This window comes from Rhodococcoides trifolii (assembly GCF_014635345.1).
Lineage (GTDB): Bacteria > Actinomycetota > Actinomycetes > Mycobacteriales > Mycobacteriaceae > Rhodococcoides > Rhodococcoides trifolii.
On record NZ_BMCU01000002.1, the window covers coordinates 131394 to 156132 of the forward strand.

The window sequence follows — 24739 nt, forward strand, 5'->3', positions numbered from 1 at the left end:
CAGAGGGCGTACTGTCGTGTCCTAACTCACCAGTTGGTACATAAGAAATCACAGGAGGACGCCGTGACGGAATCGATCGTGTGCGGATTGATCGGAACCGGCATCAGCTTCTCGCTCACCCCGCCGATGCACGAGCGCGAGGCGCAGCACCACGGATTGGCCTACGCCTACAAGATCATCGATCTCGACGTTCTCGAACTGTCGGTCGACGATCTCCCGCGCCTGGTCGCCACTGCCCGCGATCTCGGGTTCCGTGGTCTGAACATCACACACCCGTGCAAGCAGCGCGTCATCGAGCTGCTCGACGACCTGTCGTCGGACGCAGCACGCCTTGGCGCCGTCAACACCGTGCTGTTCGACGACGGTCGTGCCATCGGGCACAACACCGACTGGACCGGTTTCGGACGCAACCTCGACCGCGGGCTGCCTGCGGTCGGTCTCGATCACGTCGTGCAGCTCGGTGCCGGTGGTGCGGGCGCAGCCGTTGCCTACGCCGTTCTCAGCCGCGGTGCGCGCCACTACACGGTGGTCGACTCCGACCTCGCACGAGCAACTGCGTTGAGCGAGAGCATGTCTCGACTGTTTCCCTCCCAGACCGTGGACGCTGCTGCGTCGGCCGATGCCGCCTCGGTGATCGGGGGTGCAGACGGTTTGATCAATGCCACACCGATGGGGATGGCCGCGCATCCCGGAATGGCTGTTGCGGCAGACGTTCTCCGCCCGGACCTGTGGGTTGCCGACGTCGTCTATCGGCCGGCGGAGACCGAACTGCTCAGTGCAGCGCGGTCTTTGGGCGCGCCGGTATTGAGCGGGACAGGAATGACAGTCTTTCAGGCCGTCGCAGCGTTCGAGATCTTCACAGGACTCTCGGCCGACGCCGATCGAATGACCGATCACATGCGCGAGCTGCTCGGCCGCGAAGAAGCGGTGCTGACCGCATGAGCATCCGGACCTCGATCGCGACGGTCTCGCTGAGCGGCTCGCTCGAGACCAAGATGACGGCCATCGCCGAGGCCGGTTTCGACGGGTTCGAGGTCTTCGAGCCCGATCTGGTCAGTTCACCGCAGCGGCCGAAGGAGATTGCTGCCCGCGCAGCAGATCTCGGCCTGACGATCGATCTCTATCAACCTTTTCGCGACGTCGATTCCACCAACCCGGACACGTTTGCGCGCAACCTGATTCGAGCGGACCGCAAGTTCGACGTCATGGAGGAGCTCGGGTGCGACCTCCTTCTGGTCTGTTCTTCGCCGCTGCCCACTGCAGTCCGAGACGACGGACAGCTAGCCGAGCAACTGCACACCGTGGCCGAGCGTGCTCAGGAACGCGGCATCCGGCTGGCCTACGAGGCGTTGGCGTGGGGAGCTCACATCAACACCTATCGTCATGCCTGGCAGATCGTGGCCGACGTCGACCATCCCGCACTCGGGACGTGTCTCGACAGTTTTCACATCCTCTCGCGCGGTGACGATCCGTCGGGCATCCGTGACATCGACGGGGACAAGATCTTCTTCCTGCAGCTGGCCGATGCACCGCACCTCGTGATGGACGTATTGCAGTGGAGCCGCCACCACCGATGCTTCCCCGGCCAGGGCAACTTCGATCTCGGGGCGTTCGGTGCACACGTGGTCGCATCCGGATACGACGGACCGTGGTCGCTCGAGATCTTCAACGACGTGTTCCGCCACTCCGCGACCGGTAGGACCGCGGCCGATGCGCACCGCTCGCTGCTCTATCTGCAGGAGCAGGTGGGTCGCTATCCACACGCCACCGACCAACTCTTCGACCCACCGCCTCCCGGCCCGATCGAGAACATCGTCTCGGTACGCCTGGCATCCGGACCGGTGCGTGCACCCGAAGTTGCCTGGACCCTCGGACATCTCGGGTTCGAGATGACCGCGGCGCACAGCACGCACGGGCTGCAACTGTTCTCGCACGGACCGCTCGCGGTGGCCGTCGACACCACCGTCGACACACTGTGGACAGCGCCGGGCGTCCCGGCCCACCTTCCCGCCGTCGCTCAGATCGGTGTGCGGTCCGGCGATCCGGGGGAGTGGCTCACCCGCGCACACGCGCTCGGTGTGCCCGCCCAGGCGGTCGGCATGCCCGGTACCGACACCGATCTCGCCGAGGTGGTGCGGATGTCGGTCACGGACGCGACGTCCCTGGACCTGCGGAGCCGGAGCAGTGTCCAATCGTGGCTCGAAGCCTTCGATCTGGTGCCGCGCGCCTCGGCGCCTCCGTCGTCGCCTTTCCTCACCGACGTCGATCACATTGCCCTTGCGGTCCCCGCGGACAGCTGGGACGGCATCATGCTGCTGCTGCGATCCGTGCTCGGTATGACACCGCACGAAGGCCAGGACGTCGTCGACGCCGTCGGTCTCGTACGTAGTCAGGCGCTGACTCTCACGACCGCAACGGGGGTGATCCGTCTGTCGCTGAACATGGTTCCGGGCCGGGTGTCCGATACCGATCCGCTGCCTGCTGCGCGGCGCGGCGGTGTCAGTCACGTCGCGTTCGGAACTCATGACGCGATTGCCGCAGCCGAGTCGATGGTGGCGCGCGGTTTCCTTCCGTTGCAGATTTCGCCCAACTACTACGACGACCTCGCAGCTCGGTTCGACGTGCCCGGTGACGTTCTCGCGACGTTGCAGCGGCTCGGAATCCTGTACGACGCAAACGGATCGGGTGGGGAGTTCTTCCACTTCTTCACCCCCACGGTCGGTGACGACCTGTTCTTCGAGGTGGTCCAGCGGGTCGGCGATTACGCCGGATACGGCGAGACCAACTCGGCCGTGCGCCTGGCCGCCCAACTGCGCTAGCGTCGTGCACATGACCGGCCGCGTCTCGATCGAGTACTGCACCCAGTGCAATTGGCTTCTGCGTGCGGGGTGGATGGCGCAGGAGCTGCTGTCCACGTTCGGTCAGGAGCTGGGTGAGGTCGCGTTGATTCCGGGGACCGGTGGCATCTTCCGGGTACTGGTCGACGACGAGCTCGTGTGGGACCGCAAGGAGCGCAGCGGTTTTCCGGAGATCACGGTGTTGAAGCAGCTGGTTCGGGATCGGGTGTCACCGGATCGCGATCTGGGGCACGTGGATCGGGTTCGGCCGAGCTGATCGATCAGAGGTCCTCGTCGATGGTGTCGAGGGCGCGCTGCTTCTTGCGCGAACGCCACCCCAAGAACAGTGCTGCTCCGCCTCCCGCGACGGCCCCAACCACTAAGCCAGAGATGGTCGATGGGTCGAGATCGATGCGTCCATCGTTGGGAAGCGTCAGCTTGACCAGAACGCCGATGCCTGCGATGGCGATGAGAGCAGCGTTGATGAGGGCTCGCGGTTGTCGCGGTTTGCTCAGCGCTTGAACGTCGACCCTGCGAGATTTCGAGTACGCAAGTGTGGCAAGGGAGATGATGGAGACCGCCACGAACAGGCCTACGGCGATCCAGGATCCTGTCGTACCTGCGAACCACGGCAGAACCGCCATGGCGATGCTCGCAGCCCACAAGCACAGCTGAAAACCGATGGCCGACGCCTCGTTCCACACGTCACGCTGATGTTCGTCGTGGTAGAACTCGTTGTCGAGATCCCCGACGAATCGCATTGCAGATACGAACGCACTCATGATCTTTCACTCCTCGTTCAGTGGAAACAGGGTTTCGACCGTGGTGTCCAACGCATGTGCGAGACGAAGTGCCAGGTAGACGCTGGGCGCGTAATCGCCCCGCTCGACGGAGACGATGCTCTGTCTGCTGACGCCCACGGCCTGACTCAGCTCTGCCTGAGTCAACTTCGTCGGCTTCCGATATTCCCGCACTCTGTTGAACTGAGGTGCTTCGGCCATGACAAAAGACAACCCTACTTGTCATTAGATGTCAAGCAGGGTTGTCTTTCCAGGCCGGAGCTGGCGGGATGGGTCCTACGAACTGGGAAATTCCTGGAATTCGGCGCGCTCGATAGTGGCTTGTCGACGACTCACCGCAATTCGTGAATTGTCGCTGGTCATGTCCCTAACCTGTGAGCCACGCGGCTGTCGGTACGGGCAGATGCACCGACACCGAACGGACGTCATGCGACACAGCACTGGTAGACGAAGGCTCGGTGGTCTGCTCGGGGCGCTGCTGATCGCCACTGCGATCGGGACGATCGACGCGCCTACCGCCGCCGCGGGTCCGTTCGACTTCTTACCGCTCCCGCCGCGCACAGCCGAGGCACTTGCAGCCGATCCGTCGCCCGACCCATGGGTGTCACCCGATCGCGGTTTCGAGACGACCCCACCGGGCACTGTGTTGCGTCGACGCAGCGCGACGGTCACACCGCCCCTCACCCCCAGTACCGCCACCCAACTGCTGGTTCGTTCCACCGACGCCAAGGAGCGCCCGGTGGCGATCGTCACCACCGTCATCGTCCCGAACGCCCCGTGGACAGGCGCCGGCTCGCGACCGGCGGTGGCGTGGAACATTCCGATCAACTCGCTCGGAGCGCAGTGCCAGCCGTCGTGGACCCTTCCGCGCGGAACCAGCTCCGACCTTCCTCAGATCGAACAGATTCTCAGCCGTGGATACGCGGCGGTAGTCACCGATCACGAGGGTCCGCGCAATGCCTACGCGGCCGGACGAATGGCCGGATACGCCGTGCTGGACGGCTTGCGAGGAGCCACACGCGCGCCGGGGATCGGTCTCGACGCGACCTCTCCCCTCGGTATGACCGGCTACTCCGGCGGTGCGATCGCCAGCGGCTGGGCGGTACAGCTCGCGCCCGAATATGCGCCCGAGCTCGACATCGTGGGGGCAGCATTCGGCGGAACCCCGGCCGACCCTGCCCTGCTGCGACAATCCATGACCGGTAACGAGGCCGTAGCGGTCTTTCTGCTGGCCGGTATGGGAGTGGCCCGCGAGTACCCAGAGTTGTTGTCGCTGTACAACGACGACTGGTTCCGTCTTGCTGCTGCAGCCCGAAATTCATGCATCGACGATGTCTCGTTCTTGGGAGCGATCGCGCCGATACGCCTCGAAACGCTCGAGGCCTATCCCGGCGCACTCGAATCCGACATTGCCCGGTCGGTGGCACAGGAGAACCGCATGGGTGACGCCGGGACTCCGACTGCGCCGGTCTTCATCTACCACGGCCAGCAGGAGAAGTGGGTGCCCAAGGAGGGGGCCGAGGCCGTGTACGACAAGTGGTGCGCGCGCGGGGCGACAGTGCGCCTGGAGGAATCGTTCGGTGAGCATCTGATCGTCGCGATCACCGGACTTCCCGTCGCGCTGTCCTGGTTGGATCAGCGAATAGCCGGTGTGCCTGCTGCACCGGGTTGTTCGAGCGTCGGGCGCTGACAGTTCAGGCGATGCGCTCGAACACCGCGGCCAAGCCCTGCCCTCCGCCGATGCACATGGTTTCGAGGCCGTAGCGGCTCTCGCGGCGATTCATCTCCCGCAGGAGCGTGGTGAGGATGCGGGCACCCGTCGCACCGACCGGGTGACCCAGCGAGATGCCGGAACCGTGGGGATTGAGACGCTCGTCGTCCGGCTCGACGCCCCAGGTTCGAAGAACGGCCAGGGTCTGCGCGGCGAAGGCTTCGTTCAGTTCGATGACGCCCATGTCGGCCAGGCTCAGACCGAGCCGACCGAGCGCCTTCTCGCTGGCGGGCACCGGGCCGATGCCCATGGTTCGCGGCGGAACTCCGGCCACTGCCCACGATGCGAGACGGGCCAGCGGCCGAAGTCCGAGTGCCGCCGCCTTCTCCGGCGTGGTGACGATGCACAGCGCGGCGCCGTCGTTCTGACCGCTCGCGTTGCCCGCCGTGACCGTCGACTCGGGGTCGATCTTGGCCCGGATGGCGCGCAACTTCGACAGCGACTCGACGCTGGTGTCGGCGCGTGGGTGTTCGTCGGTGTCGATCAGCAGGGCCTCCGACTTGCGCTGCGCAACGGTGATTCCGACGATTTCCTCGGCGAACACGCCGTTCTTCTGCGCGGCGACGGCCTTCTGATGCGAGGACACCGCCAGCGCGTCCTGGTCGGCACGGCTGATGGAGAATTCCTCGCGAAGGTTCTCGGCAGTCTCGATCATGCCGCCGGGCACCGGAAAGTTCTTGCCGCCGGCGGTCACTCGGGCTCGAGCGAGGCGGTCGGAGAGGGCGACGGCCTCGCCCTTGACGCCCCAGCGCATGCCGGTTGCGTAGAACTCGGCGGAGCTCATGGACTCGGCGCCGCCCGCGAGGACGAGGTCGCTTCCTCCCGACTGCACCTGAAGGCACGCGTTGATGACGGCCTGCAGGCCCGAACCGCAGCGTCGGTCCACTTGCTGACCCGGGACGTCGACGCCCAGTCCTGCGTCGAGCGCGGCAATTCTGCCGATCGCGGGAGCTTCGCCGCTGGGGGACGCCTGCCCGAGGATGACGTCGTCGATGTCGGACCCGGATATGCCGGTGCGCGAGACCAATTCGGTGATGACCGCGGCGGCGAGTGCCTCGGGTGCGATGTCGCGGAACTGACCGCCGAAGCGGCCGACGGGAGTGCGGAGTGGTTCACAGATGACGGCGTCAGGCATAGGACTTTCCTTGGGTCGAGGACGAGACACGGGCGAGATCGGTGTCGATGGCGGCCGTGGTGATCAGGATTGCGGGCACGAGGGTCTCGTGGATCGCGTCGATCGAGTATCGGGCCGCCTGGGTGGAGATGTTCGCTGCCGCCACCACGGTTCCGGCGGCGTCGTGAATGGGCGCTGCCAGTGATCGAAGACCCGCCTCGAGTTCCTGATCGACGATGGCGAACCCCTGTGCGCGAACCTCGTCGACGGCCGATCGAAGCTTGTCCACGGTGTTCACCGTGTGAGAGGTCAACTCCGACAGTGCGACTCGTTCGAGATACGTCTCGAATGCGGCGGTCGGCAGTCCGGCGAGCAGCACACGACCCATCGAGGTCGCGTACGCGGGGAAGCGGGTGCCGATGGTGATCGACACGGTCATGATGCGGCTCACCGGAACTCGCGCCACGTACACCACGTCGTCACCGTCGAGGATGGACACCGACGCCGATTCGCGCACCTTCTCGGCCAACGCTTCGAGGTGCGGCCCGGCGATGTCGGGCAGCGACAGACTGGACAGGTACGAGTAACCCAGTTCGAGAACGCGGGGCGTGAGCCAGAAACTCGACCCGTCCGTGCGGACGTACCCGAGCTCGACGAGGGTGAGCAGAAACCGTCGCGCTGTCGCACGCGTGAGGTCGGTGGCGCGGGCCACATCGGAGAGGGTGCGGCGTGAATGCGTGGCGTCGAACGCACGGATGACGGACAGGCCTCGCGCGAGCGACTGCACGTAGTCCGAGGACGGACCCTGCGTGTCGGGCTCGGTCACGACGTCTCCTCGAGTGCGGCCTTGCCCAGCGCAAAGGCCCTGTTGCTGTTGGGAACTCCGGCGTAGACGGCAGTATGGAGGAAGACCTCCTGAAGCAGCGACGGGTCCATTCCGGCCCGGAGGGCCGCGCGGATGTGCATGTCGAGCTCGTGCTCGTTGCCGACGGCCGTGAGGATCGCGAGCGTCAGCAACCGGCGCGTCGGATGATCGAGTCCGGGCCGGCTCCAGATGTCTCCCCACGCCGTACGGGTGATGAAGTCCTGGAACGGGGCGGTGAACTCGGTGGCACCGGCGACGCTGCGGTCGACGTGCGCGTCCCCGAGGACGCTGCGCCGCACAGCCATTCCTCGGGCGTGCGCGGTGCCTCCGATCTGCCCCAGAATCAACCGGGTGACCGCACCGGCCTGCTCGATGTTCGCAAGATGGGCTGCCGGAGAGAGAACATGGAACTCGGCGCCGGCGATACCGTCGGCGATCACCTCGACGGTGTCCGGGGGAGTGGACGGGTCCTCGTCACCCGCGATGACGACGGTGGGCGCACTGATGCGTGCGAGGTCGGCGCGGGAGTCCCAGTGGGACAACGCGTCACAGCATGCTGCGTAACCCTCGTCGTCGGTGGCGGCGATCATCGCACGGTTGCGCGCGACCAGTTCCGGATCGCGGGTGGCCAGAGCGGAGCTGAACCAGCGATCGACCACAGCCGACGCGATCGACTCGACACCGTTCGCACGCACGGTTGCGGCCCGGTCGGTCCAGGCCGACGAGTCCCCGAACCTGGCTGCGGTGCAGAGCAGCGTCAGCGTGTCGACCCGCCCCGGGTGGTGTATCGCCAGCCACTGCGCGACGGCGCCGCCCATCGACAGTCCGACGACGTGCACACGATCGAGTTGTCGTGAATCCAGTAGTGCGATCACGTCGGATCCGAGATCGTCGACGGTGTAGGGACCGTCGGGCGCCGGTGATCGACCGTGTCCGCGGAGGTCGACGGCGAGCACGTCGGCGGCGCGTGACACCGGGCCGATCTGCGGATCCCACATGGATCGGTTCGAACCGAGTGATCCGAGAAACACCACGGTGGGCGCAGAGCCCTCCGTCCGCGCAGGGGTGAAATCGAACGAGAGGTCGACGGTCATGAGGACTCCGATCCGGTGATGGAGGCGAGTGTGCGGTCGACGATGTCGGAGGCGTGTCCGAGATAGTCTGCGGGATCGAGCAATTGCCGTACGCGGTCGGCGGGGAGGAACTCGGTGATCGAGTCGTTCTCGTACAGTGGTACATCGAGTCGGCATGCCTCGGTGACGATGGTGCGCGCGTCGTCGGTGAGTACAGACAGTGCCGCGGTGACGCGTTCGGCCAACAGCTGTCCATGGGTGACGCCGAGATTGCGTGCCATCGACTCTCGGTCGACGCGCAGCCCGCCGAGGCAGTCCGCCAGTCTGGCTGCGGCACCGCCGGCAAGGCGGGTGAGGTCGGTGAGGGTCTCCCACTCCGCGTGCCATGCCCCGGCAGCACGTTGGTGCTCGTGTGCCATCGACACGAGAACGGTGGACACAAGACCCGGAACGCGCTGTGCTGCAGCACGAGCGGTGATGGCGGCCACCGGGTTCTGCTTGTGTGGCATTGCAGACGACCCGCCCGGCGAGTGCTCGGCCACCTCGGTCAGCTCGGTGGCCGACATCAGGACGACGTCGGTGGCCGGTTTGGCGACGGCGCCGGCGAGAACCCCGAGTGCCGCAGCGACGGCGGCGAAGGGGGTTCGATCGGTGTGCCACGGTACGGTCTGCTGCGGGAGGCCGAGACTACGGGCCAGCGCGTCGGCCATGTCCAGTCCACGCGGGTGCACTGCCGCCAATGTCCCTGCGGCGCCGCCGAACTGAACGGTCAAACCGTCCAGAGCCCGCCGCAGGCCCGATGTGGCCCGGTGCAGGCCCATCGCCCACCCGGCAGCCACCGCGCCGAAGGTCGTCGGGAGTGCTTGCTGTCCCAGCGTTCTCGCTGCCATCGGGGTGTGTCGGTGTTCGCGAGCCAGATCCAACGCATCCTGAACCGACGACGTCGCGTACCCAAGGATGACATCGCCGGCCCGGCGCAGCATGAGGACCAGCGCCGTGTCCATGACGTCCTGGCTCGTCGCGCCGGGATGGACGGACGCGGCAGCCACCCCGCGTGGGGCGACTTCGCTGCGGAGCAGTGTCACCAACGCAATGACGGGGTTTCCACCGGCCGCCGACGCGATCCCGAGTTCGCCGACGTCGATCCGGCCGTCGCGGGACAGTGCGCTGGCCGCGGCGGCTACGGAGTCGGCGTCGGAGGCTCCGACGAGACCGACGTCGGCAGCAGCGATGCTCAGCGCAGCCTCGACGCTGAGAAGCGCGGAGATCCAGGCTTGATCGGACAACTCGTACGCCAGGTCGGCGGCACCGAAGGTCGGATCGAAGAGTCGTCCTCGAGTGGTCACAGCGCGAAGAACGGCGTCTCGTCACCGTCGGGGTCGGTATCCTGCACGACGATACGAAGGTGGTAGCCGCCCGGTACCTCGGATGCGATCAACTTCGCGCGGTCCTTCTCGCGCAGCCCGTTCAGCACGGGATCAGCTGCATTGGAGTCGATTTCGTCCGGAAAATAGATGCGGGTGACCAGCCGCTCGAGCATTCCGCGCGCGAAGACGCCGACGTCGATGTGGGGGGCCTCGACAGCTCCGTCCTCGGCCGGAAGGGGGCCGGGTTTGACGGTTCGCACGCCGGCAGTTCCGGACGCGTCGCAGATCGCTCGGCCGAAACCTCGAAATCCGCTCGGCGTCAGCGGAACCGAGCCGCGCGAATCGTCCGGGTGGTCGAAGCGGCCGTCGGCGTCGGCCTGCCAGGTCTCGATCATGCCGTCGGCGATGGGGGTGCCGGCGCCGTCCACGAGGGTGACGGACACGTCGATCGCACCGTCCGTTCCGGGCGGAACCACGTCGATTCCGTCGGTCCACGGCAGTCCGATGTGCAGGTACGGGCCGACGGTCTGCGACGGCGTCTGTCCGAACGGGACCGTCGTGAAATCGCCGGGAGTGACCGGGTACCGGGGGGCGAAGGTGTCAGTCATCGTGGTCGTCGCTCTCGAACGGAGTGGCATTGCGTCCACGAAGGACGATGTCGAAGCGGAACCCGAGCGCCCAGTTGGCCTCGGTGGCGGAGTAGTCGAACACGCTGATCATGCGCTGTCGGGCCCCGTCGGGCACCGAGTTGTAGATGGGGTCCTGGAAGAACATAGGGTCGTCGGGGAAATACATCTGGGTGACGAGACGCTGGGTGAACGCTTGGCCGAACAGCGAGAAGTGAATGTGGGCGGGCCGCCACGCGTTGTGGTGGTTGCCCCACGGGTACGCCCCGGGCCTGATGGTGGTGAACCGATAATTGCCGAGGTTGTCTGTCATGACTCGACCGACGCCGTTGAAATGTGGGTCGAGCGGGGCGGGCCAGTTGTCGCCCGCGTGGCGGTACCGACCGCCGGCGTTCGCCTGCCATATCTCGATCAGGGTGTGGGGGATCGGCTTGCCGTCGCTGTCGAGTACACGGCCGTGCACGATGATCCGTTGTCCCTGCGCCTCACCGCCGTTGGCGAGTGTGAGGTCCGCGTCGCCCTTCTGTACCCGACCGTCTCCGAGCACCGGTCCGGTGATCTCGGTGAGCCGCTGGGGAAGCAGGGTCAGCGGCTGAGACGGGTGGCGCAGTGTGGTGGTGCGATAGTCCGCGAAATCGCGGGGCGCATGGGTATCGCGCTGATCGCGGTAGGTGTCGAGCGTAGGTGGCAGATGCAGCATTCGTGGTCCCTGTTCGCAATGTGTACTCATAGACGCTATGCGAACAGAGTAGGTCGTGAAGCCGACTCCGACAAGGTTCTGAGTCAGAAATGTTCGACATACGGATTAGTGTTCACAATCCGCACATCGTTCGGTAGGGTGGTCCGCATGATGGACAAGGTGATGGAATCGGCCGCCGAGGCTGTGGCCGATATTCCCGACGGATCGTCACTCGCGGTCGGCGGATTCGGACTGGTGGGAGTGCCGGAGATTCTGATCGACGCGCTGCTCCACCAAGGCGCCACCGATCTCGAGACGATCAGCAACAACTGCGGCACAGACGGTTTCGGCCTCGGCATTCTGCTCGAGAAGGGACGTATCCGACGCACGATCTCCTCATACGTCGGGGCCAACAAAGAGTTCGCGCGGCAGTATCTCGGCGGCGAACTCGAAGTCGAACTCACCCCGCAGGGCACGCTGGCGGAACGCCTTCGCGCCGGCGGCGCGGGGATTCCGGCCTTCTTCACGCCTGCCGGCGTCGGAACCCAGGTGGCCGACGGCGGACTTCCGCTGCGCTACGACGGATCCGGTGGCATCGCCCTGGCAAGCCCGCCGAAGGAGACCCGTGAGTTCGACGGCGTGACCTACGTGCTCGAGCAGGGCATCGTCGCCGACTACGCGCTGGTACATGCCTGGAAAGGCGACCGGTTCGGAAACCTGGTGTACCGAGCCAGCTCTCGCAATTTCAACCCGCCCGCCGCTGCCTCCGGGCGCATCACCATCGCTCAGGTGGAACACCTCGTCGAACCGGGTGAACTCGATCCGGAGAACGTACACACTCCCGGCATCCACGTGCAGCGAGTGGTACACGTCGGGCCGGTCTCGGTCGGAATCGAACAACGGACGGTGCGAGCATGACCACGTCGGCAGCCAAATTGACCCGCGATCAGATGGCGGCGCGTGTCGCTCAGGAACTCGGCGACGGGCAGTACGTGAACCTGGGTATCGGTATGCCCACCCTGGTTCCGAACTTCATTCCGAACGACATCACGGTCGTATTGCACTCCGAGAACGGCGTTCTCGGTGTCGGGCCGTACCCGACCGAGGACGAGCTCGATCCCGAGCTCATCAACGCCGGCAAGGAGACCATCACGGTGCTTCCCGGGGCGTCGTTCTTCGACTCGTCGCAGTCGTTCGGCATGATCCGCGGCGGTCAGGTGGATGTCGCGGTACTCGGTGGAATGCAGGTCAGCGAGCGCGGCGATCTCGCCAACTGGATGGTCCCCGGCCACATGGTCAAGGGCATGGGCGGTGCGATGGACCTCGTGCACGGCGCCAAGCGCGTTCTGGTGATGATGGAGCACGTCTCACGCAAGGGTGAGCCTAAGATATTGCCCGCGTGCACACTTCCGCTCACCGGCATGGGTTGCGTGCAGCGCATCATCACCGACATGGCCGTCATCGACGTGACGGACGAGGGCCTGGTCCTGGTCGAGACGGCGCCCGGAATTTCCGAAGACGAGGTGCGGGAGGCGACGGGGGCGACCTTGCGCTGACCCTCGATCGCCAGTGCGACGTCAGCGCTTTCGCATGCTCCCCGGGGACACGCCGGTAGTGCGTTTGTACGCACGGGAGAATGCTGCCTCGGATCGGTAGCCCAGTCGTCCGGCCAGTTCCGAGACCACCACACCGGTTTCCGCGAGTTCGGTTGTCGCAACCTGCATCCTGTACCGCGTCAGGTACGACACCGCCGGCTCGCCGACCATCTCCGTGAACCGCGCCGCGAACGCGGATCGCGACATCGCGACGTGCCGCGCCAGGGACTCCACGGTCCAGTCGCGTTCAGGCTCTCGGTGGATTGCGAGGATCGCTCGTCCGATCTGCTTGTCGCGCAACGCTCCCAGCCATCCCGTTTGCGCGGCCGGGTCGTCCTCCATCCACGCACGGATCATCTGGATCACCAGGATGTCGGCAAGCCGGGTGATGACTGCCTCCCCACCTGGTCGCCGGTCGGCTGCCTCCATCGTCAACAGATCGAGCGTCGCTCCCAGTCTGGATCTCCCGGCTGAGGACTGCACCTGCATCACCTCTGGCAGCACGTCCAGCAGCCCGCGTGCGGACGGGTGCTCGAACTTGACTGCGCCGCAGACCAACGTGGTCGCCGGTCCACCGCCCCCGTGTTCGATGACGATGTAGCGGTCGCTGACCCACTCGGCCTCCGGTTCGTACATCGAGACCGATGGCTGCCCCGGAGCGCCGACGAGGCTGTGCCCCCGTCCGTGGGGTACCAGCACACAGTCACCTGTCCGCAGCAGCGTCGGATCGTGGCCGTCGAGTTCGAGCCAGCAGTCGCCGGCCACCGGCATGTGGAACCAGATGCAGTCCGACATCGCAGGAATGTCCAGTCCCCACGGGTCGGTCAGTTCGCTGCGGATGTAGAACGCCCCCTGCATCCGCAATGCATGTAATGCGTCGCCCAGGGCGTCGGTGCCTCGCCACATGGACGGGTCGCTGATCGTCATCGACTCACTGTCCCCGTGTTCTTGCCGTACGTCCAGAACTGTGGACGAACGATCAAGAAAGCTGGACCGTAGGGAATTCTCCGTCCGATCGAGTGGGGGAACACTGGACTGGACAGCAATCACCCCTTCGAAAGGACCCACCATGACCACCGTGACAGTGCTCGGAGCCGGCGGACGAACAGGAGGCCGCGCCGCTCGGACGCTCATCGCGTCCGGTGCCCACGTCCGTGCGGTCGGACGGTCGGCTGGCCGACTCGCCGACCTGGCCGATCTCGGCGCCGAGGTCCGACTGGGTGACGCCACCGACGCCGAGTTCCTCACCGACGCGTTCGACGGTGCGGACGCCGCGACGGTGATGGTGCCCTTCGATCCCGCGACGCGCTCCGTCCGGGAGCATCTGAACCGAATGAGTCGGGCGATCTGCGTTGCGCTTGGACGGAGTTCGGTCGGTCGTGTCGTCGCCCTCAGTTCGATCGGGGCCGAAATACCCTCCGGTACCGGCCTTCTGACGACCTTGCACCACCTCGAGCGAGACCTGCACACCCTCGATCAGGACGTCCTGGCACTCCGGCCCGGGTATTTCTACGACAACGTCGTCGAGGTGATTCCCATGATGAGGGAGCAGGGGTTCTTCGCCGACTCGATCGACCCCGACATCACATTGCCGATGATCGCAACCGCGGATGTCGGTGATGCACTCGCGCACGCGGTGCTCGCGAACGACTGGTCCGGCCACACGGTGCGCGAGCTGATCGGACCCGAGTTCCTCAGTCAGCGCGACCTCGCCGAGCGCGCTGGGCGGGCGCTCGGGGTCGACGGGCTTCGGTACGTGCAGGTGCCGGACGAGGCCGTGACGAGCGTTCTGGCCGGGGAGGGGTTCTCGGCGGACGCCGCCGACCTTCTCGTGGAGATGCACCGTGCGTTCAGCGACGGCACGGTTGTCTCACGCGGTGTGGGCCTGGTCAGAACCGCGACCACGTTCGATGACTTCTTTGCGTCGGCAGCGCTCTTGGAGTCGAGGTGACGGAGCGAATCCTGCTGGTTCTGAGCGTTGTCGCGGCGATCGGCAGCGCCGTGATCGGCGGACTTCTGTTCGCCTTCTCGACCTCGGTGATGCCGGCTCTGTCGCGGCAACCGGACTCGTCGGCAGCGGCGACGATGCAGTCGATCAACAGCTCGATTCAGAACCCGCTGTTTCTGTCGGCGTTCATGGGAACAGCGCTGGCCTGTCTCGGTGTGATCGTCCTGTCCCCGTTCGCCGGCAGCCGGGGGTCCGTTGCGATGGTGGCGGCGGCCGCGGTGTTCGTGGTCGGGACGTTCGGGGTGACGATGCTGGTGAACGTCCCGCTCAACGACAGGTTGGCCGGCCTCGATCCGATTGCTGCGCAGCAACTCTGGGTCGAGTACGCCTCACGCTGGACGGTGTGGAATCACGTCCGGACAGCGTCGGCGGTGGCGTGTGCGTGCGTGATGGTGACCCGCTCGGCCCTCGTGTAGATGTTCATCCCGTCGCCACGCAAGAATCCGACGATCGTCAACCCGGATTCGTCGGCGAGGTCCAGCGCCAGTGACGACGGCGCCGACACGGCCGCAAGAATCGGGATTCCCGCCATCACCGACTTCTGTGCGAGCTCGAAAGAGGCGCGGCCGCTGACCATCAACACGGTGCCGTGCAGCGGAATTCGGCTGTTCTGGACTGCCCACCCGACCACCTTGTCGACGGCGTTGTGCCGGCCCACGTCCTCTCGGACCACCAGCAGTTCGCCCTCGGTGTCGAACAGAGCGGCCGCGTGCAGGCCGCCCGTCGACTCGAAGATCTTCTGGTGAGTGCGCAGTGTGTCAGGCAGGGACGAGAGGGTCTCGGAGGTGATGATGGACGTGTCCTCGGCCGGAGAGTGCTTGGTGAGCAACCGAACTGCGTCGAGCGACGCCTTGCCGCACACTCCACACGACGACGTGGTGTAGAAGTTGCGCTCGATACCGACGTCCGGCGGCGAGACCCCAGGAGCGAGGGCGATGTCGAGAACGTTGTACGTGTTCAGTCCGTCCTCGCCGACGCCGTCGCAGTAGCGGGCAACCGAGATGTCCTCGGGCCCTGCGATCACTCCCTCGGTGAGGAGGAAGCCGTGGGCCAGATCGATGTCGTTGCCGGGAGTCCGCATGGTGACCGCGAGGGCTTTGCCGTCGACACGGATCTCGAGCGGTTCCTCCACGACGACGGTGTCGGGACGCGACGTCTCGAATTCACCGCGGAGGCGGACGACGGGACGCCGAGTTGTCGCGCGCCCCACTAGCGGGGCTCGAGACGTACGACGACGGCCTTGGACACCGGTGTATTGCTGCGTGCCGCAACGTGATCGAGAGGAACCAACGGATTGGTCTCCGGGTAGTAGGCGGCGGCGTTACCCTTGGGGGTGTCGTATTCGACGATCCTGAACTCCGACACCCGACGCTCCTCCACACCGGAGTCCGTAGGCCATTCGGACACGATGTCCACCAGCTGGCCGTCGCGCAGTCCCTGCTCCGCGATGTCGGCGGCGCTGACGAGAACGACCTTGCGCCCGTTCTTGATTCCGCGGTAGCGATCGTCGAGGCCGTAGATGGTGGTGTTGTACTGATCGTGGCTGCGCATGGTCTGCAGGACAAGCCGGCCCGCGGGCACACGCTCCCAGTCGAGCTCGTTCACCGTGAAGTTCGCCTTGCCCGTGGTGGTGGGAAACTCCCGAGAGTCGCGGGGCGGGTGCGGAAGCTGGAAACCGTCAGGAAGGCGGACGCGCGCGTTCATGTTCTCGCACCCCGGCACGACCCGCGAGATCGATTCGCGGATCCGGTCGTAGTCGTGGTGGAACTCGTTCCACGGCACCGGATGCGACGGGCCCAAGAGCTTCACCGCCAACTCGCTGATGATCGCGACCTCGCTGCGAAGCTCGTCGCTGACCGGGGTCAGCCGACCGCGCGAGAGGTGGACCATCGACATCGAGTCCTCGACGGAGACGTTCTGCCGACCGCCCGCCTGCATGTCGCGATCCGTCCGGCCGAGCGTCGGCAGAATCAGAGCCGTCTTACCGGCCATCACGTGGCTGCGGTTCAGTTTGGTCGACACCTGAACCGTCAGATCGCAGGAGCGCAAGGCGCTTTCGGTGACCTCGCTGTCCGACGTCGCGCGGACGAAGTTCCCGCCCATCGCCATGAACACGCTCGCCTTGCCGTCACGCATGGCGCGGATGGCGTCGACGGTGTCGTACCCGTGTTTGCGCGGACTCTCGATGCCGAACTCGGCGTCCATGGCTGCGAGGAACGACTCGGGCATCTGCTCCCAGATGCCCATCGTCCGGTCGCCCTGAACGTTCGAATGTCCACGAACCGGGCAGACACCGGCACCCGGCTTACCCATCATTCCGCGAAGCAGCAGGACGTTGGTCATCTCTCGGATCGTGTCGACGCCGTGGCGCTGCTGCGTGATGCCCATGGCCCAGCAGATGATCACCTTGTCGGCCTTGGCGATGGCGTCGGCCGTCGCCCGGATCTGCGACAGGGTCAGTCCGCTGGCGTCGACGACCGTGTCGAGATCAACGGCGCGAGCATGCTTCTCGAAGTCTTCGAGTCCGGCGGTGTGCTCCTCGACGAACAGCGAGTCCACGACGGTTCCGGGAGCGGCGTCCTCGGCTTCGAACAACAGCTTGCCGATGCCCTGGAACAGCGCCAGGTCGCCGCCGATGCGGATCTGGAGGTATTCGTCCGCGATGCCGACGCCGGAGCCGATGACGCCGTTGACCTTTTGCGGATCCTTGAAGCGTTGCAGGCCCGCCTCGTGCAACGGGTTGATGGCGATGACTTTCGCGCCGTTACCCTTTGCCTTCTCCAGCGTCGAGAGCATGCGCGGATGATTGGTGCCCGGGTTCTGTCCCGCGATCAGGATGAGGTCGGCCTTCTCGAGGTCGGGAACCGACACCGAACCCTTGCCGATGCCGATGGTGTCGGACAGCGCGGTGCCCGACGACTCGTGACACATGTTGGAACAGTCCGGCATGTTGTTGGTGCCGTAGCTGCGGATGAGGGTCTGATAGAGAAACGCGGACTCGTTGCTGGTGCGGCCCGAGGTGTAGAAGATTGCCTCGTCGGGGGTGGGAAGAGCCTTCAGGTGATCGACGATCACTCGATAGGCGTCGTCCCACGAGATGGGCGAGTAGTGAGTGTCGCCGGGGCGCAGGACCATCGGATGCGTCAGCCGTCCTTGCTGGCCGAGCCAGAAGTCCGTTCGTTCGGACAGGTCGGCGAGCGAATGCTCGGCGAAGAACTCCGGCCCGATCGTGCGCAGGGTCGCTTCCTCGGCGACGGCCTTCGCGCCGTTCTCACAGAACTCGGCGTGCTTGCGGTGACCGGGCGTCTCCGGCCATGCGCAACCGGGGCAGTCGAAACCGTTGCGCTGATTGAGCCGGAACAAGGTGCGTCCGGTTCGGACTGCGCCCATCTCTTCGAGACCTCGCTTGAGCGACACCAGGACGGCCGGAACACCGGCGGCGTAATGCTTGGGTGGGGTGACCTCGAGGGTCGACTCGTCGATGTCGTTCTTCGGGGCGTCGATCGTCATTACTCCAGTGTGACTCAGGACGAAAAGTTTCCTGGTCGGGCCCCGATGAGAATGCGGTCCGGAACAAGGTCGGTGACGTGCGGAGCCTGTAAACAGGCTAGCCTTACCTTCGGAATTTGACCCGACGGAAGGACCGCGCATGTCGTTCGACGCCTCGGCAGTATCTCGCCGCAGCTTTCTCATCGGAGCCTCCGGTGCGCTGGTGGCCTTCGCAGCGGCGTGCAGCAGTGGGGGCGGCGGGACGAGCGACGGCGGGACCGGCGCCACCGTTTCGGGGAAGTTCGGCGATGTGCAGGCTCCCGCCGATCCGCAGCGCGTTGTGAGCGTCGGTTACAACGACCAGGACACGCTGCTCGCGCTCGGTATCAAGCCGGTCGGTGTCTTCGACTGGTACGGCGACTACCCGAATGCCGTGTGGCCGTGGGCGCAGTCCGCGCTCGGCGACGCCACACCGTCCATCATCGGCGACACGGCCACCAATATCGACGTCGAAAAGGTCGCGGCGGCAACACCGGACCTCATCGTCGGCACGTACGCCGGTCTGACACAGGACCAGTACGACAAGCTGTCTCAGGTCGCGCCCACGATCACGCAGCCGGCACAGTTCACCGACTTCGGCATTCCGTGGCGCGACCAGACGGCGACAATCGGTCAGGCAGTCGGAAAGAGCGACGACGCAGCCCAACTCGTGTCCGACCTCGAGGCGAAGTTCGCCTCCGTCTCGGCTGCCAACCCGTCGTTCGCGGGAAAGACCGTGGTCGTCGGCGCGCTGCAGGGACCCGGTGCATTCGGCGTCTACGGTCCCCAGGATCCCAAGGTGCGGTTCCTCACCGACCTCGGTTTCGTCAATCCCGATGTCACACAACAGATCACGACGACGAACTTCGCCCCGATCAGCACCGAGCAGCTGTCGTTGGCCGATGTGGACCTGCTCGTCTGGTATGCCGGCGGCGGTTTCGGGGACAAGTTGCGGGCCGAGCTGGCCAACACTCCCGTGTACCAGCAATTACCCGTGGTGCAGGACGGCCGGGTCATCATCCTGGAAGACGAAGCCGCCGAGGCGATGGCCTGGAGCACGGTACTCAGCTTGCCGTTCGCCCTGGATCAGGTGCCCGGACGGATCGCACCGCTTCTGGCGTGACCGATCGCTAACCTGAAGCGGTGACCGCCACCATTCTGATCGTCGGCGACGCCCCGGTGCCGCCGGGGACCGTGGGCCGTGTCGGGCGGTTCGAGTCGTGGAACGAGGCAGTCTCGTGGTTCGACTCCGTACTCGCGTCGGCGCTGGTCGGCTGGCGGTGCACCGTGATCGGTCCCGAGTCGGCGGTCCGAGCCGCGCGGGCGCGGGCGCTCGCTGCCGGCGCGGTGGACGACGAAATCACGATGCTGGTCACCGACTCCGGCAGTCGCCGCGTCTACTGCCCGTCGTGCGGGGGACTCTCCACCACGCGTGCGTCTGCCGTGCGATGCTCCGGCTGCTCTATCGAACTGGTTGTGGGAGAACATTTCTCGCCGGTTCTGGCTGCGCACTTGGGATCGCCGTGTTGACGACGGTGCTCGACACGGTGACGATTGCTCCCGGTGTGCGCCGGGTGGTCCTGGCTTCTGTCGACGGTTCAGCTCTCGAACCCTTCGTGCCGGGGAGCCACGTTCTCGTGCGATGCGCGATCGACCGGTACAACGCCTACTCGTTGACCGGGGAGTGCCGGTCGCCGACGTCCTACTCGATTTCGGTCCGCGCCCAGGGGGTCGGGTCCTCGTGGCTGCACGAACGTCGGGTGGGGGACACGGTCGACATATCGACGCCGCGCAGCACGTTCGCTCCGGTCCTGTCCGCGAGGCGGCACCTCCTCGTCGCCGGCGGCATCGGGGTCACGCCCATTCTGTCGCACGCCGGCGAGCACGGTAGTGCGTCCGAAGTTCTGTACGTACACAAACCGGGGGTCGACGCACATGTGCGCGACCTCCGCGCCGTGTGCGACGACGTCACCGTAGTGACCGATCGCGAGCACTTCGTGTCGGCGCTTCGAGAATCGTTGCGTCGCCAACCGCTCGGGACTCACCTCTACGTGTGCGGTCCCGGAGGTCTGATCGACCTCGTGCATGTCGAAGCCGCCGGTGCGGGCTGGCCCCGATCTCGTTGCCATCACGAGCGTTTCGCGTCCACGTCGGCGCCGACGCGACCGTTCGAACTGCATCTGTCGCGGGGACTGACGGTTCACGTACCTTCCCATCGGACGGCGCTCGACGCTCTCGCCGAGGCCGGGATCATCGTGCCGAACCTGTGTCGGCACGGCGTGTGCGGTCGGTGCCGCACCACCGTGCTGAGCGGACCCATCGAACACCGAGACCTCTATCTCACCGAAGACGAACGGGCCGAAGGGGATTCGATGATGGTGTGTGTGTCTCGCGCCGCCGGAGACGGCGTGGAGCTCGAGCTGTGACGGCATCGTTCCCCTACCCGTTCGAATCCGACACCTATCGGTCGAGTGTGAACGTCGAGCCCGCTCGGACGAGGCACGAGACGGCAGCGGGCCGATGGGGTGACGACATCGTCGACGTCGGTGCAGATTACGCGGCCGTCGTGGCCGAGCGCGCCGACATCCTGCGACGCGACCCGAGGCGACACGCGGCCTTGCCGCACATGCGAGACGCGACGTGGGACGCGCTTCGGGTGGTGGTGACCGAATTGGCGCGGAGCCGCCCCGACGTGGTGACTGTGCACATCGACGGTTCCACCTGGACCCTGCGCAACGACCTCCTGGACACCACCCACACCTGGATCGACCGTGACGATGCGTCGCTTCCCGACAACCCGTTGGTGTTCGCTGCCAAACAGATTCAGGAAGACGTGGTTCTCCTCGACCGCCGCGACGGCCGACTGTTCGCCGATGCCGGAGTAGTCACGTTCGCCGCCGACTGGTCGATGAACTTCGATCTGGGTATGCCGTTTCTCGACATCCACCGACCGGTTCCGAGGTTGCTTCCGGACGGGATCGCGGCGCGGGCCCAATCCCTCCTCCTGTCGCTCGACGTGGGCCAGTGGATGCGGCGGACCAACTGGTCGACGGGAGTCGATCACCGACTGGACATGTCCGCCGAGGCCCGTGGGGAGTGGAAACCCCTCCGAGAGGAGTTGTGGGAGGCGTCGGCCGAGGACGTCGGCCGGCGCCTGTGCCTACGCGTCGAGGTGCAACACCTGACGAGGATCGCTCCGTCGGGCGCCGTCCTGTTTCTCATTCGCACGCACATGATCACGCTGAACGAGCTCGCATCCGTGCCCGGGTGGGCGGAGCGCTTCGTGAACGTCGTCCGTGAGTTGCCCGACGACATCGCGGACTACAAGGGGTTGAGTGCGCTCCGTCCGGCTATCGAGCGATGGTGGTCATTCGCGTCCTGAACTGACCCAGTTCGGATCCGCGGACCGCGCGCCCGAGACCAGTGCATCGATGCCGTCGAGCTCGGTGACCTGTGCATCGGTCAACACGAGCGTCGTGGCAGCAGCGTTCTCGTCGATTCGGGTAGCGGTGCGTGTTCCGGGGATCGGGACCACGGGGAGGCCCAGATCGGTTCCCTTGCGGTACAGCCAGGCGAGCGCAACCTGCGCCGGCGTGGCGCCGGTCTGTGCGGCCACGGCCCGCACCACGTCGAGGGCTTTCGAGTTCGCTTCCAGGACGCCGTCCGCGAACCGTGGGAAGTGGCGGCGCATGTCGGCGTCACCGAGGGTGGAGGAGTCGACGGTTCCGGTCAGAAAGCCCCGCCCCAGAGGGGAATACGGGACGAATCCGACTCCCAGGCGGGCCGCAGCCGGCACCACCCGGGTTTCCACGTCGCGGCTCCACACGCTCCATTCGGACTGGATGGCGGCGATCGGGTGTATTGCAACGGCCCGTTCGAGTTCCGCGGCGGTGACCTCGGACAGACCGAGATGGCGCACCTTGCCTTCGGTGACGAGTTCGGCCATCGCGCCCACCGTCTCCTCGATCGGAACGTTCGGATCCAGACGGTGCATGTAATACAGATCCACGGTGTCGATACCGAGTCGTCCGAGGCTCTCGTCGATGCAGTGCCGGGCGTAGTCGCGGCCGCCGCGGGTGGTTCGCTCTCCCGTCGACGGATTACCGGTGATGCCGAACTTCGTGGCGACGGTGACCTCGTCTCGGCGGTCCTTCAGCAGGAGTGCGAACAACTTCTCGTTGTCGCCCCCGCCGTACACGTTGGCGGTGTCGAGAAAGGTGACGCCGACGTCCACTGCGTGGTGAAGGGTCTCGAGTGATGTGTCCGGATCGACGTCGCCGTAGACGGGGGTGAGGGCCATTCCGCCGAATCCCTGTGCGCTGACGGTCAATCCGTCACCGAGTGTTACCGATGCAAGCTTGGTCATGACGTCTCCGACCTCGTTGTGATGGGTTCGACGCCAGCGTACGACTAAGTTCGTGGGCGTGACCGACTCCTTTCACGACCTCGATGCGTACATCGCGCTCCCGCGACTCGGCGGCCTGTCGCTCGCACCCGACGGCACCCGACTGGTCACCTCGATGTCGACACCGAACGAGAAATCGACCAAGTACGTCTCCGCGCTGTGGGAACTGGACTCCACCGGCCGGACGCCGGCGCGTCGGCTCACCCGTAGCGAGCAGGGAGAGTCGGGCGGGGTGTTCACCGCGTCGGGTGATCTGTTGTTCCTGCGTGCGACGTCGACCGAGGACGACGCATCAATGGCTCTGTGGCTTCTCCCCGCGGGCGGTGGTGACGCACGGCAACTCGCGTCCCGCGGCGGGAGTGTGGGCGGAGTCGTTGCTGCCCGGACATCGCCGACGTTCGTGGTGTCCTCGGACGTGCTGGGCGGCTCGGAGGATGTCGATGCCCGCATACGAGCGCAGCGCAAGGACACGAAGGTGTCGGCGATCCTGCACAGTGGGTACCCGGTTCGATACTGGGATCACGATCTCGGTCCGGCGACGCCGCACCTCTTCACGGGGGCGTCCGACGGGGATGATGCGGACCTCGACGACGTGACCACATTGGCCGGTGGCGCCCTGCGCGAAGCGGAATACGACCTGGCGCACGATGGTTCGTTCGTCGTCAGCACCTGGTCGGTGGGCGGTCCGTTGGCGTCGCTGCGCTCGACGCTGGTCCGGGTCGACATCGGCACCGGTGCTCGAACAGTGCTCGTGGACGACCCCGATGCCGACGTCTTCGCACCGGCGATTTCTCCGGACAGCCGGCGTGTGGCCTACCTCCGTGAGTCGGTCTCGTCACCCGACGTGGCGCCCCGCACCACCCTGCACGTTCTCGACGTCGCCACGGGCGTGTCGGTGCGGTGGGCGAGCGAGCTGGATCGGTGGCCTACTTCGGTTGTCTGGCTTCAGGATTCGAGTGCGGTGGCGGTGACCGTCGACGACAACGGTCGCGGCCGGATTCTGCTTGTCGACGACACGTCGACGTCGCCGGTCACGTCCGACGATTTCGTCTACACGAACGTGATCGCCGGCGCGAACGGAGTGCTGTACGCGATGCGCGCGTCGTACGCCGCTCCGCCACATCCTGTTCGGATCGACACGGCCTCCACAGAAGTGGCTGCTTTGCAGGCTCCGTGCGAGCTTCCAGAAATTCCGGGTGTACTCGTCGAGGTGTCCACACAGGCCGAGGACGGGACGACGGTGCGTGCCTGGCTGGCCAGGCCTGCCGAGGGCCCGTCACCGCTGCTGCTGTGGGTTCACGGCGGGCCACTCAGCTCGTGGAACAGCTGGTCGTGGCGCTGGAACCCATGGCTGATGGTGGCGGCGGGATACGCAGTGCTGCTTCCCGATCCGGCGCTCTCCACCGGATACGGTCAGGACTTCGTCCAGCGAGGATGGGGACGGTGGGGCAAGGAGCCGTACACCGATCTCATGGCTATCACCGATGCGGCGGAACTGCTGCCCGAAGTCGACGCCACCCGTACGGCCGCGATGGGTGGATCGTTCGGCGGCTACATGGCCAATTGGATTGCCGGGCACACCGATCGATTCTCGGCCATCGTGACGCACGCGAGTCTGTGGGCGCTGGACCAGTTCGGACCGACCACCGATTCCGCCTGGTACTGGGCACGCGAGATGACGCCCGAGATGGCCTTCGACAATTCGCCGCACCTGTTCGTCTCGAACATCGTCACTCCCATGCTGGTGATTCACGGAGATCGCGACTATCGCGTCCCGATCGGTGAGGGAGTCCGACTCTGGTACGAGCTGCTCTCCGAATCCGGTTTGCCCGCCGACGATTTCGGCAAGACGGACCATCGGTTCCTGTTGTTCCCCAACGAGAACCACTGGGTCCTGACGCCCCAGCACGCGAAGGTCTGGTACCAGGTCGTCCTCGCCTTCCTCTCCGAGCACGTGCTGGGTGAGGACGCGGTGATGCCGGAGGTGTTGGGGGGCTGAGCGGGTGATGGGTTGGTGATCACCGCCGCAGGACTGTCGTCAACTCAGGGTTGACGGTAATCGAACGTCAAC

25 protein-coding genes are annotated in these 24739 nt (G+C 65.8%); 13 read left to right on the forward strand and 12 right to left on the reverse strand.

The window, feature by feature from the left end; translation table 11 throughout:
• Window positions 1-63: 63 nt before the first annotated feature.
• From IEW02_RS07660 to IEW02_RS07670, 3 genes are read left to right on the forward strand one after another with little or no spacing between them, the layout of a single operon-like run.
• Window positions 64-942 (forward strand): shikimate dehydrogenase, encoded by an 879-nt coding sequence (locus IEW02_RS07660; protein ID WP_188544236.1) that lies wholly within the window; start codon window positions 64-66, stop codon window positions 940-942.
• Window positions 939-2819 (forward strand): sugar phosphate isomerase/epimerase and 4-hydroxyphenylpyruvate domain-containing protein, encoded by a 1881-nt coding sequence (locus IEW02_RS07665; protein ID WP_188544237.1) that lies wholly within the window; start codon window positions 939-941, stop codon window positions 2817-2819. Before IEW02_RS07660 ends, IEW02_RS07665 begins: the two co-directional genes overlap by 4 nt.
• Before the next feature lie 10 nt (window positions 2820-2829).
• Window positions 2830-3114: an Rdx family protein gene (locus IEW02_RS07670; RefSeq protein ID WP_188544238.1), complete on the forward strand. Its 285-nt coding sequence runs from the start codon at window positions 2830-2832 to the stop codon at window positions 3112-3114.
• A 4-nt stretch (window positions 3115-3118) separates the two neighbouring features.
• On the opposite strand, the gene IEW02_RS07675 is transcribed toward IEW02_RS07670, so the two are convergent.
• Together IEW02_RS07675 and IEW02_RS07680 are read right to left on the reverse strand one after the other, a co-directional pair.
• A complete protein-coding gene (locus IEW02_RS07675) occupies window positions 3119-3619 on the reverse strand; it encodes a DUF2029 domain-containing protein (RefSeq protein WP_188544239.1) in 501 nt (166 codons plus the stop codon).
• 6 nt (window positions 3620-3625) lie between these two features.
• Window positions 3626-3838 carry a helix-turn-helix transcriptional regulator gene (locus tag IEW02_RS07680; protein WP_188544240.1) on the reverse strand — a complete coding sequence of 71 codons (213 nt, stop codon included), beginning with the start codon at window positions 3836-3838 and terminating at the stop codon, window positions 3626-3628.
• A 226-nt stretch (window positions 3839-4064) separates the two neighbouring features.
• On the opposite strand from IEW02_RS07680, the gene IEW02_RS07685 reads away from it, so the two are divergent.
• Window positions 4065-5327, forward strand: a complete 1263-nt coding sequence (locus tag IEW02_RS07685) for a lipase family protein (protein ID WP_188544241.1) — start codon at window positions 4065-4067, stop codon at window positions 5325-5327.
• A 4-nt stretch (window positions 5328-5331) separates the two neighbouring features.
• Here IEW02_RS07685 and IEW02_RS07690 read toward each other — a convergent pair whose 3' ends face one another.
• The 6 genes from IEW02_RS07690 to pcaH are packed head-to-tail and all read right to left on the reverse strand — an operon-like array spanning window position 5332 to window position 11153.
• Window positions 5332-6543, reverse strand: a complete 1212-nt coding sequence (locus tag IEW02_RS07690; protein ID WP_188544242.1) for an acetyl-CoA C-acetyltransferase — start codon at window positions 6541-6543, stop codon at window positions 5332-5334.
• Window positions 6536-7348: an IclR family transcriptional regulator domain-containing protein gene (locus IEW02_RS07695; RefSeq protein WP_188544243.1), complete on the reverse strand. Its 813-nt coding sequence runs from the start codon at window positions 7346-7348 to the stop codon at window positions 6536-6538. The genes IEW02_RS07690 and IEW02_RS07695 overlap by 8 nt, the downstream gene beginning before the upstream one ends.
• The gene (pcaDC, locus tag IEW02_RS07700; protein WP_188544244.1) at window positions 7345-8481 is read right to left on the reverse strand and encodes a bifunctional 3-oxoadipate enol-lactonase/4-carboxymuconolactone decarboxylase PcaDC; all 1137 of its coding nucleotides are present in this window, start codon (window positions 8479-8481) and stop codon (window positions 7345-7347) included. Before pcaDC ends, IEW02_RS07695 begins: the two co-directional genes overlap by 4 nt.
• Complete coding sequence (gene pcaB / locus IEW02_RS07705) at window positions 8478-9806, reverse strand: 3-carboxy-cis,cis-muconate cycloisomerase (protein WP_188544245.1); 1329 nt, start codon at window positions 9804-9806, stop codon at window positions 8478-8480. Before pcaB ends, pcaDC begins: the two co-directional genes overlap by 4 nt.
• Complete coding sequence (pcaG, locus tag IEW02_RS07710; protein ID WP_188544246.1) at window positions 9803-10435, reverse strand: protocatechuate 3,4-dioxygenase subunit alpha; 633 nt, start codon at window positions 10433-10435, stop codon at window positions 9803-9805. The genes pcaB and pcaG overlap by 4 nt, the downstream gene beginning before the upstream one ends.
• On the reverse strand, window positions 10428-11153 hold the full coding sequence (gene pcaH / locus IEW02_RS07715; protein WP_188544247.1) for a protocatechuate 3,4-dioxygenase subunit beta: 726 nt from the start codon (window positions 11151-11153) through the stop codon (window positions 10428-10430). Before pcaH ends, pcaG begins: the two co-directional genes overlap by 8 nt.
• Window positions 11154-11303: 150 nt before the next feature.
• Here pcaH and IEW02_RS07720 point away from each other — a divergent pair, with 150 nt between their 5' ends.
• Window positions 11304-12050, forward strand: a complete 747-nt coding sequence (locus IEW02_RS07720) for a CoA transferase subunit A (protein WP_188545217.1) — start codon at window positions 11304-11306, stop codon at window positions 12048-12050.
• The gene (locus IEW02_RS07725) at window positions 12047-12688 is read left to right on the forward strand and encodes a CoA transferase subunit B (RefSeq protein WP_188544248.1); all 642 of its coding nucleotides are present in this window, start codon (window positions 12047-12049) and stop codon (window positions 12686-12688) included. Before IEW02_RS07720 ends, IEW02_RS07725 begins: the two co-directional genes overlap by 4 nt.
• A 21-nt stretch (window positions 12689-12709) precedes the next feature.
• Here IEW02_RS07725 and IEW02_RS07730 read toward each other — a convergent pair whose 3' ends face one another.
• Window positions 12710-13654: an AraC family transcriptional regulator gene (locus tag IEW02_RS07730; RefSeq protein ID WP_188544249.1), complete on the reverse strand. Its 945-nt coding sequence runs from the start codon at window positions 13652-13654 to the stop codon at window positions 12710-12712.
• Between the two features lie 142 nt (window positions 13655-13796).
• Between IEW02_RS07730 and IEW02_RS07735 the strand changes: the two genes are divergently transcribed.
• Window positions 13797-14678, forward strand: a complete 882-nt coding sequence (locus IEW02_RS07735; protein ID WP_188544250.1) for an NmrA family NAD(P)-binding protein — start codon at window positions 13797-13799, stop codon at window positions 14676-14678.
• The gene (locus tag IEW02_RS07740; RefSeq protein WP_188544251.1) at window positions 14675-15151 is read left to right on the forward strand and encodes an anthrone oxygenase family protein; all 477 of its coding nucleotides are present in this window, start codon (window positions 14675-14677) and stop codon (window positions 15149-15151) included. The genes IEW02_RS07735 and IEW02_RS07740 overlap by 4 nt, the downstream gene beginning before the upstream one ends.
• On the opposite strand, the gene fdhD is transcribed toward IEW02_RS07740, so the two are convergent.
• Window positions 15085-15945 (reverse strand): formate dehydrogenase accessory sulfurtransferase FdhD, encoded by an 861-nt coding sequence (gene fdhD, locus IEW02_RS07745; RefSeq protein WP_188544252.1) that lies wholly within the window; start codon window positions 15943-15945, stop codon window positions 15085-15087. The two genes, IEW02_RS07740 and fdhD, sit on opposite strands and share 67 nt — an antisense overlap.
• Entirely contained in the window at window positions 15945-18245 is a 2301-nt protein-coding gene (locus IEW02_RS07750) for an FdhF/YdeP family oxidoreductase (protein WP_188544253.1), read from the reverse strand. The genes fdhD and IEW02_RS07750 overlap by 1 nt, the downstream gene beginning before the upstream one ends.
• Window positions 18246-18384: 139 nt before the next feature.
• Between IEW02_RS07750 and IEW02_RS07755 the strand changes: the two genes are divergently transcribed.
• Genes IEW02_RS07755 through IEW02_RS07770 form a run of 4 tightly spaced genes read left to right on the forward strand, consistent with a single transcriptional unit; the run spans window position 18385 to window position 21645 of the window.
• On the forward strand, window positions 18385-19386 hold the full coding sequence (locus IEW02_RS07755; RefSeq protein WP_188544254.1) for an iron-siderophore ABC transporter substrate-binding protein: 1002 nt from the start codon (window positions 18385-18387) through the stop codon (window positions 19384-19386).
• A gap of 20 nt (window positions 19387-19406) precedes the next feature.
• Window positions 19407-19793, forward strand: coding sequence for a dimethylamine monooxygenase subunit DmmA family protein (locus IEW02_RS07760; protein ID WP_188544255.1), 387 nt, complete (start codon window positions 19407-19409; stop codon window positions 19791-19793).
• Window positions 19787-20689, forward strand: coding sequence for a PDR/VanB family oxidoreductase (locus IEW02_RS07765; protein WP_229745879.1), 903 nt, complete (start codon window positions 19787-19789; stop codon window positions 20687-20689). Before IEW02_RS07760 ends, IEW02_RS07765 begins: the two co-directional genes overlap by 7 nt.
• Window positions 20686-21645 carry a heme-dependent oxidative N-demethylase family protein gene (locus tag IEW02_RS07770; RefSeq protein WP_188544257.1) on the forward strand — a complete coding sequence of 320 codons (960 nt, stop codon included), beginning with the start codon at window positions 20686-20688 and terminating at the stop codon, window positions 21643-21645. Before IEW02_RS07765 ends, IEW02_RS07770 begins: the two co-directional genes overlap by 4 nt.
• Here the strand turns inward: IEW02_RS07770 and IEW02_RS07775 are convergent.
• Window positions 21631-22629, reverse strand: a complete 999-nt coding sequence (locus IEW02_RS07775) for an aldo/keto reductase (protein WP_188544258.1) — start codon at window positions 22627-22629, stop codon at window positions 21631-21633. The two genes, IEW02_RS07770 and IEW02_RS07775, sit on opposite strands and share 15 nt — an antisense overlap.
• Before the next feature lie 58 nt (window positions 22630-22687).
• On the opposite strand from IEW02_RS07775, the gene IEW02_RS07780 reads away from it, so the two are divergent.
• The gene (locus IEW02_RS07780; RefSeq protein WP_229745880.1) at window positions 22688-24667 is read left to right on the forward strand and encodes an alpha/beta fold hydrolase; all 1980 of its coding nucleotides are present in this window, start codon (window positions 22688-22690) and stop codon (window positions 24665-24667) included.
• Window positions 24668-24739 lie beyond the last annotated feature (72 nt).

What these genes read in the sequence shown, in the direction of transcription:
- IEW02_RS07735 (WP_188544250.1), top strand. Translation starts at nt 13,797, where the DNA reads ATGACCACCGTGACAGTGCTCGGAGCCGGCGGACGAACAGGAGGCCGC.
- pcaDC (WP_188544244.1), bottom strand. Translation starts at nt 8,481, where the DNA reads ATGACCGTCGACCTCTCGTTCGATTTCACCCCTGCGCGGACGGAGGGC.
- IEW02_RS07750 (WP_188544253.1), bottom strand. Translation starts at nt 18,245, where the DNA reads ATGACGATCGACGCCCCGAAGAACGACATCGACGAGTCGACCCTCGAG.
- IEW02_RS07690 (WP_188544242.1), bottom strand. Translation starts at nt 6,543, where the DNA reads ATGCCTGACGCCGTCATCTGTGAACCACTCCGCACTCCCGTCGGCCGC.
- IEW02_RS07755 (WP_188544254.1), top strand. Translation starts at nt 18,385, where the DNA reads ATGTCGTTCGACGCCTCGGCAGTATCTCGCCGCAGCTTTCTCATCGGA.
- IEW02_RS07670 (WP_188544238.1), top strand. Translation starts at nt 2,830, where the DNA reads ATGACCGGCCGCGTCTCGATCGAGTACTGCACCCAGTGCAATTGGCTT.
- IEW02_RS07685 (WP_188544241.1), top strand. Translation starts at nt 4,065, where the DNA reads ATGCGACACAGCACTGGTAGACGAAGGCTCGGTGGTCTGCTCGGGGCG.
- pcaH (WP_188544247.1), bottom strand. Translation starts at nt 11,153, where the DNA reads ATGCTGCATCTGCCACCTACGCTCGACACCTACCGCGATCAGCGCGAT.
- IEW02_RS07680 (WP_188544240.1), bottom strand. Translation starts at nt 3,838, where the DNA reads ATGGCCGAAGCACCTCAGTTCAACAGAGTGCGGGAATATCGGAAGCCG.
- IEW02_RS07775 (WP_188544258.1), bottom strand. Translation starts at nt 22,629, where the DNA reads ATGACCAAGCTTGCATCGGTAACACTCGGTGACGGATTGACCGTCAGC.
- pcaG (WP_188544246.1), bottom strand. Translation starts at nt 10,435, where the DNA reads ATGACTGACACCTTCGCCCCCCGGTACCCGGTCACTCCCGGCGATTTC.
- IEW02_RS07675 (WP_188544239.1), bottom strand. Translation starts at nt 3,619, where the DNA reads ATGAGTGCGTTCGTATCTGCAATGCGATTCGTCGGGGATCTCGACAAC.
- IEW02_RS07665 (WP_188544237.1), top strand. Translation starts at nt 939, where the DNA reads ATGAGCATCCGGACCTCGATCGCGACGGTCTCGCTGAGCGGCTCGCTC.
- IEW02_RS07720 (WP_188545217.1), top strand. Translation starts at nt 11,304, where the DNA reads ATGGACAAGGTGATGGAATCGGCCGCCGAGGCTGTGGCCGATATTCCC.
- IEW02_RS07730 (WP_188544249.1), bottom strand. Translation starts at nt 13,654, where the DNA reads ATGACGATCAGCGACCCGTCCATGTGGCGAGGCACCGACGCCCTGGGC.
- IEW02_RS07725 (WP_188544248.1), top strand. Translation starts at nt 12,047, where the DNA reads ATGACCACGTCGGCAGCCAAATTGACCCGCGATCAGATGGCGGCGCGT.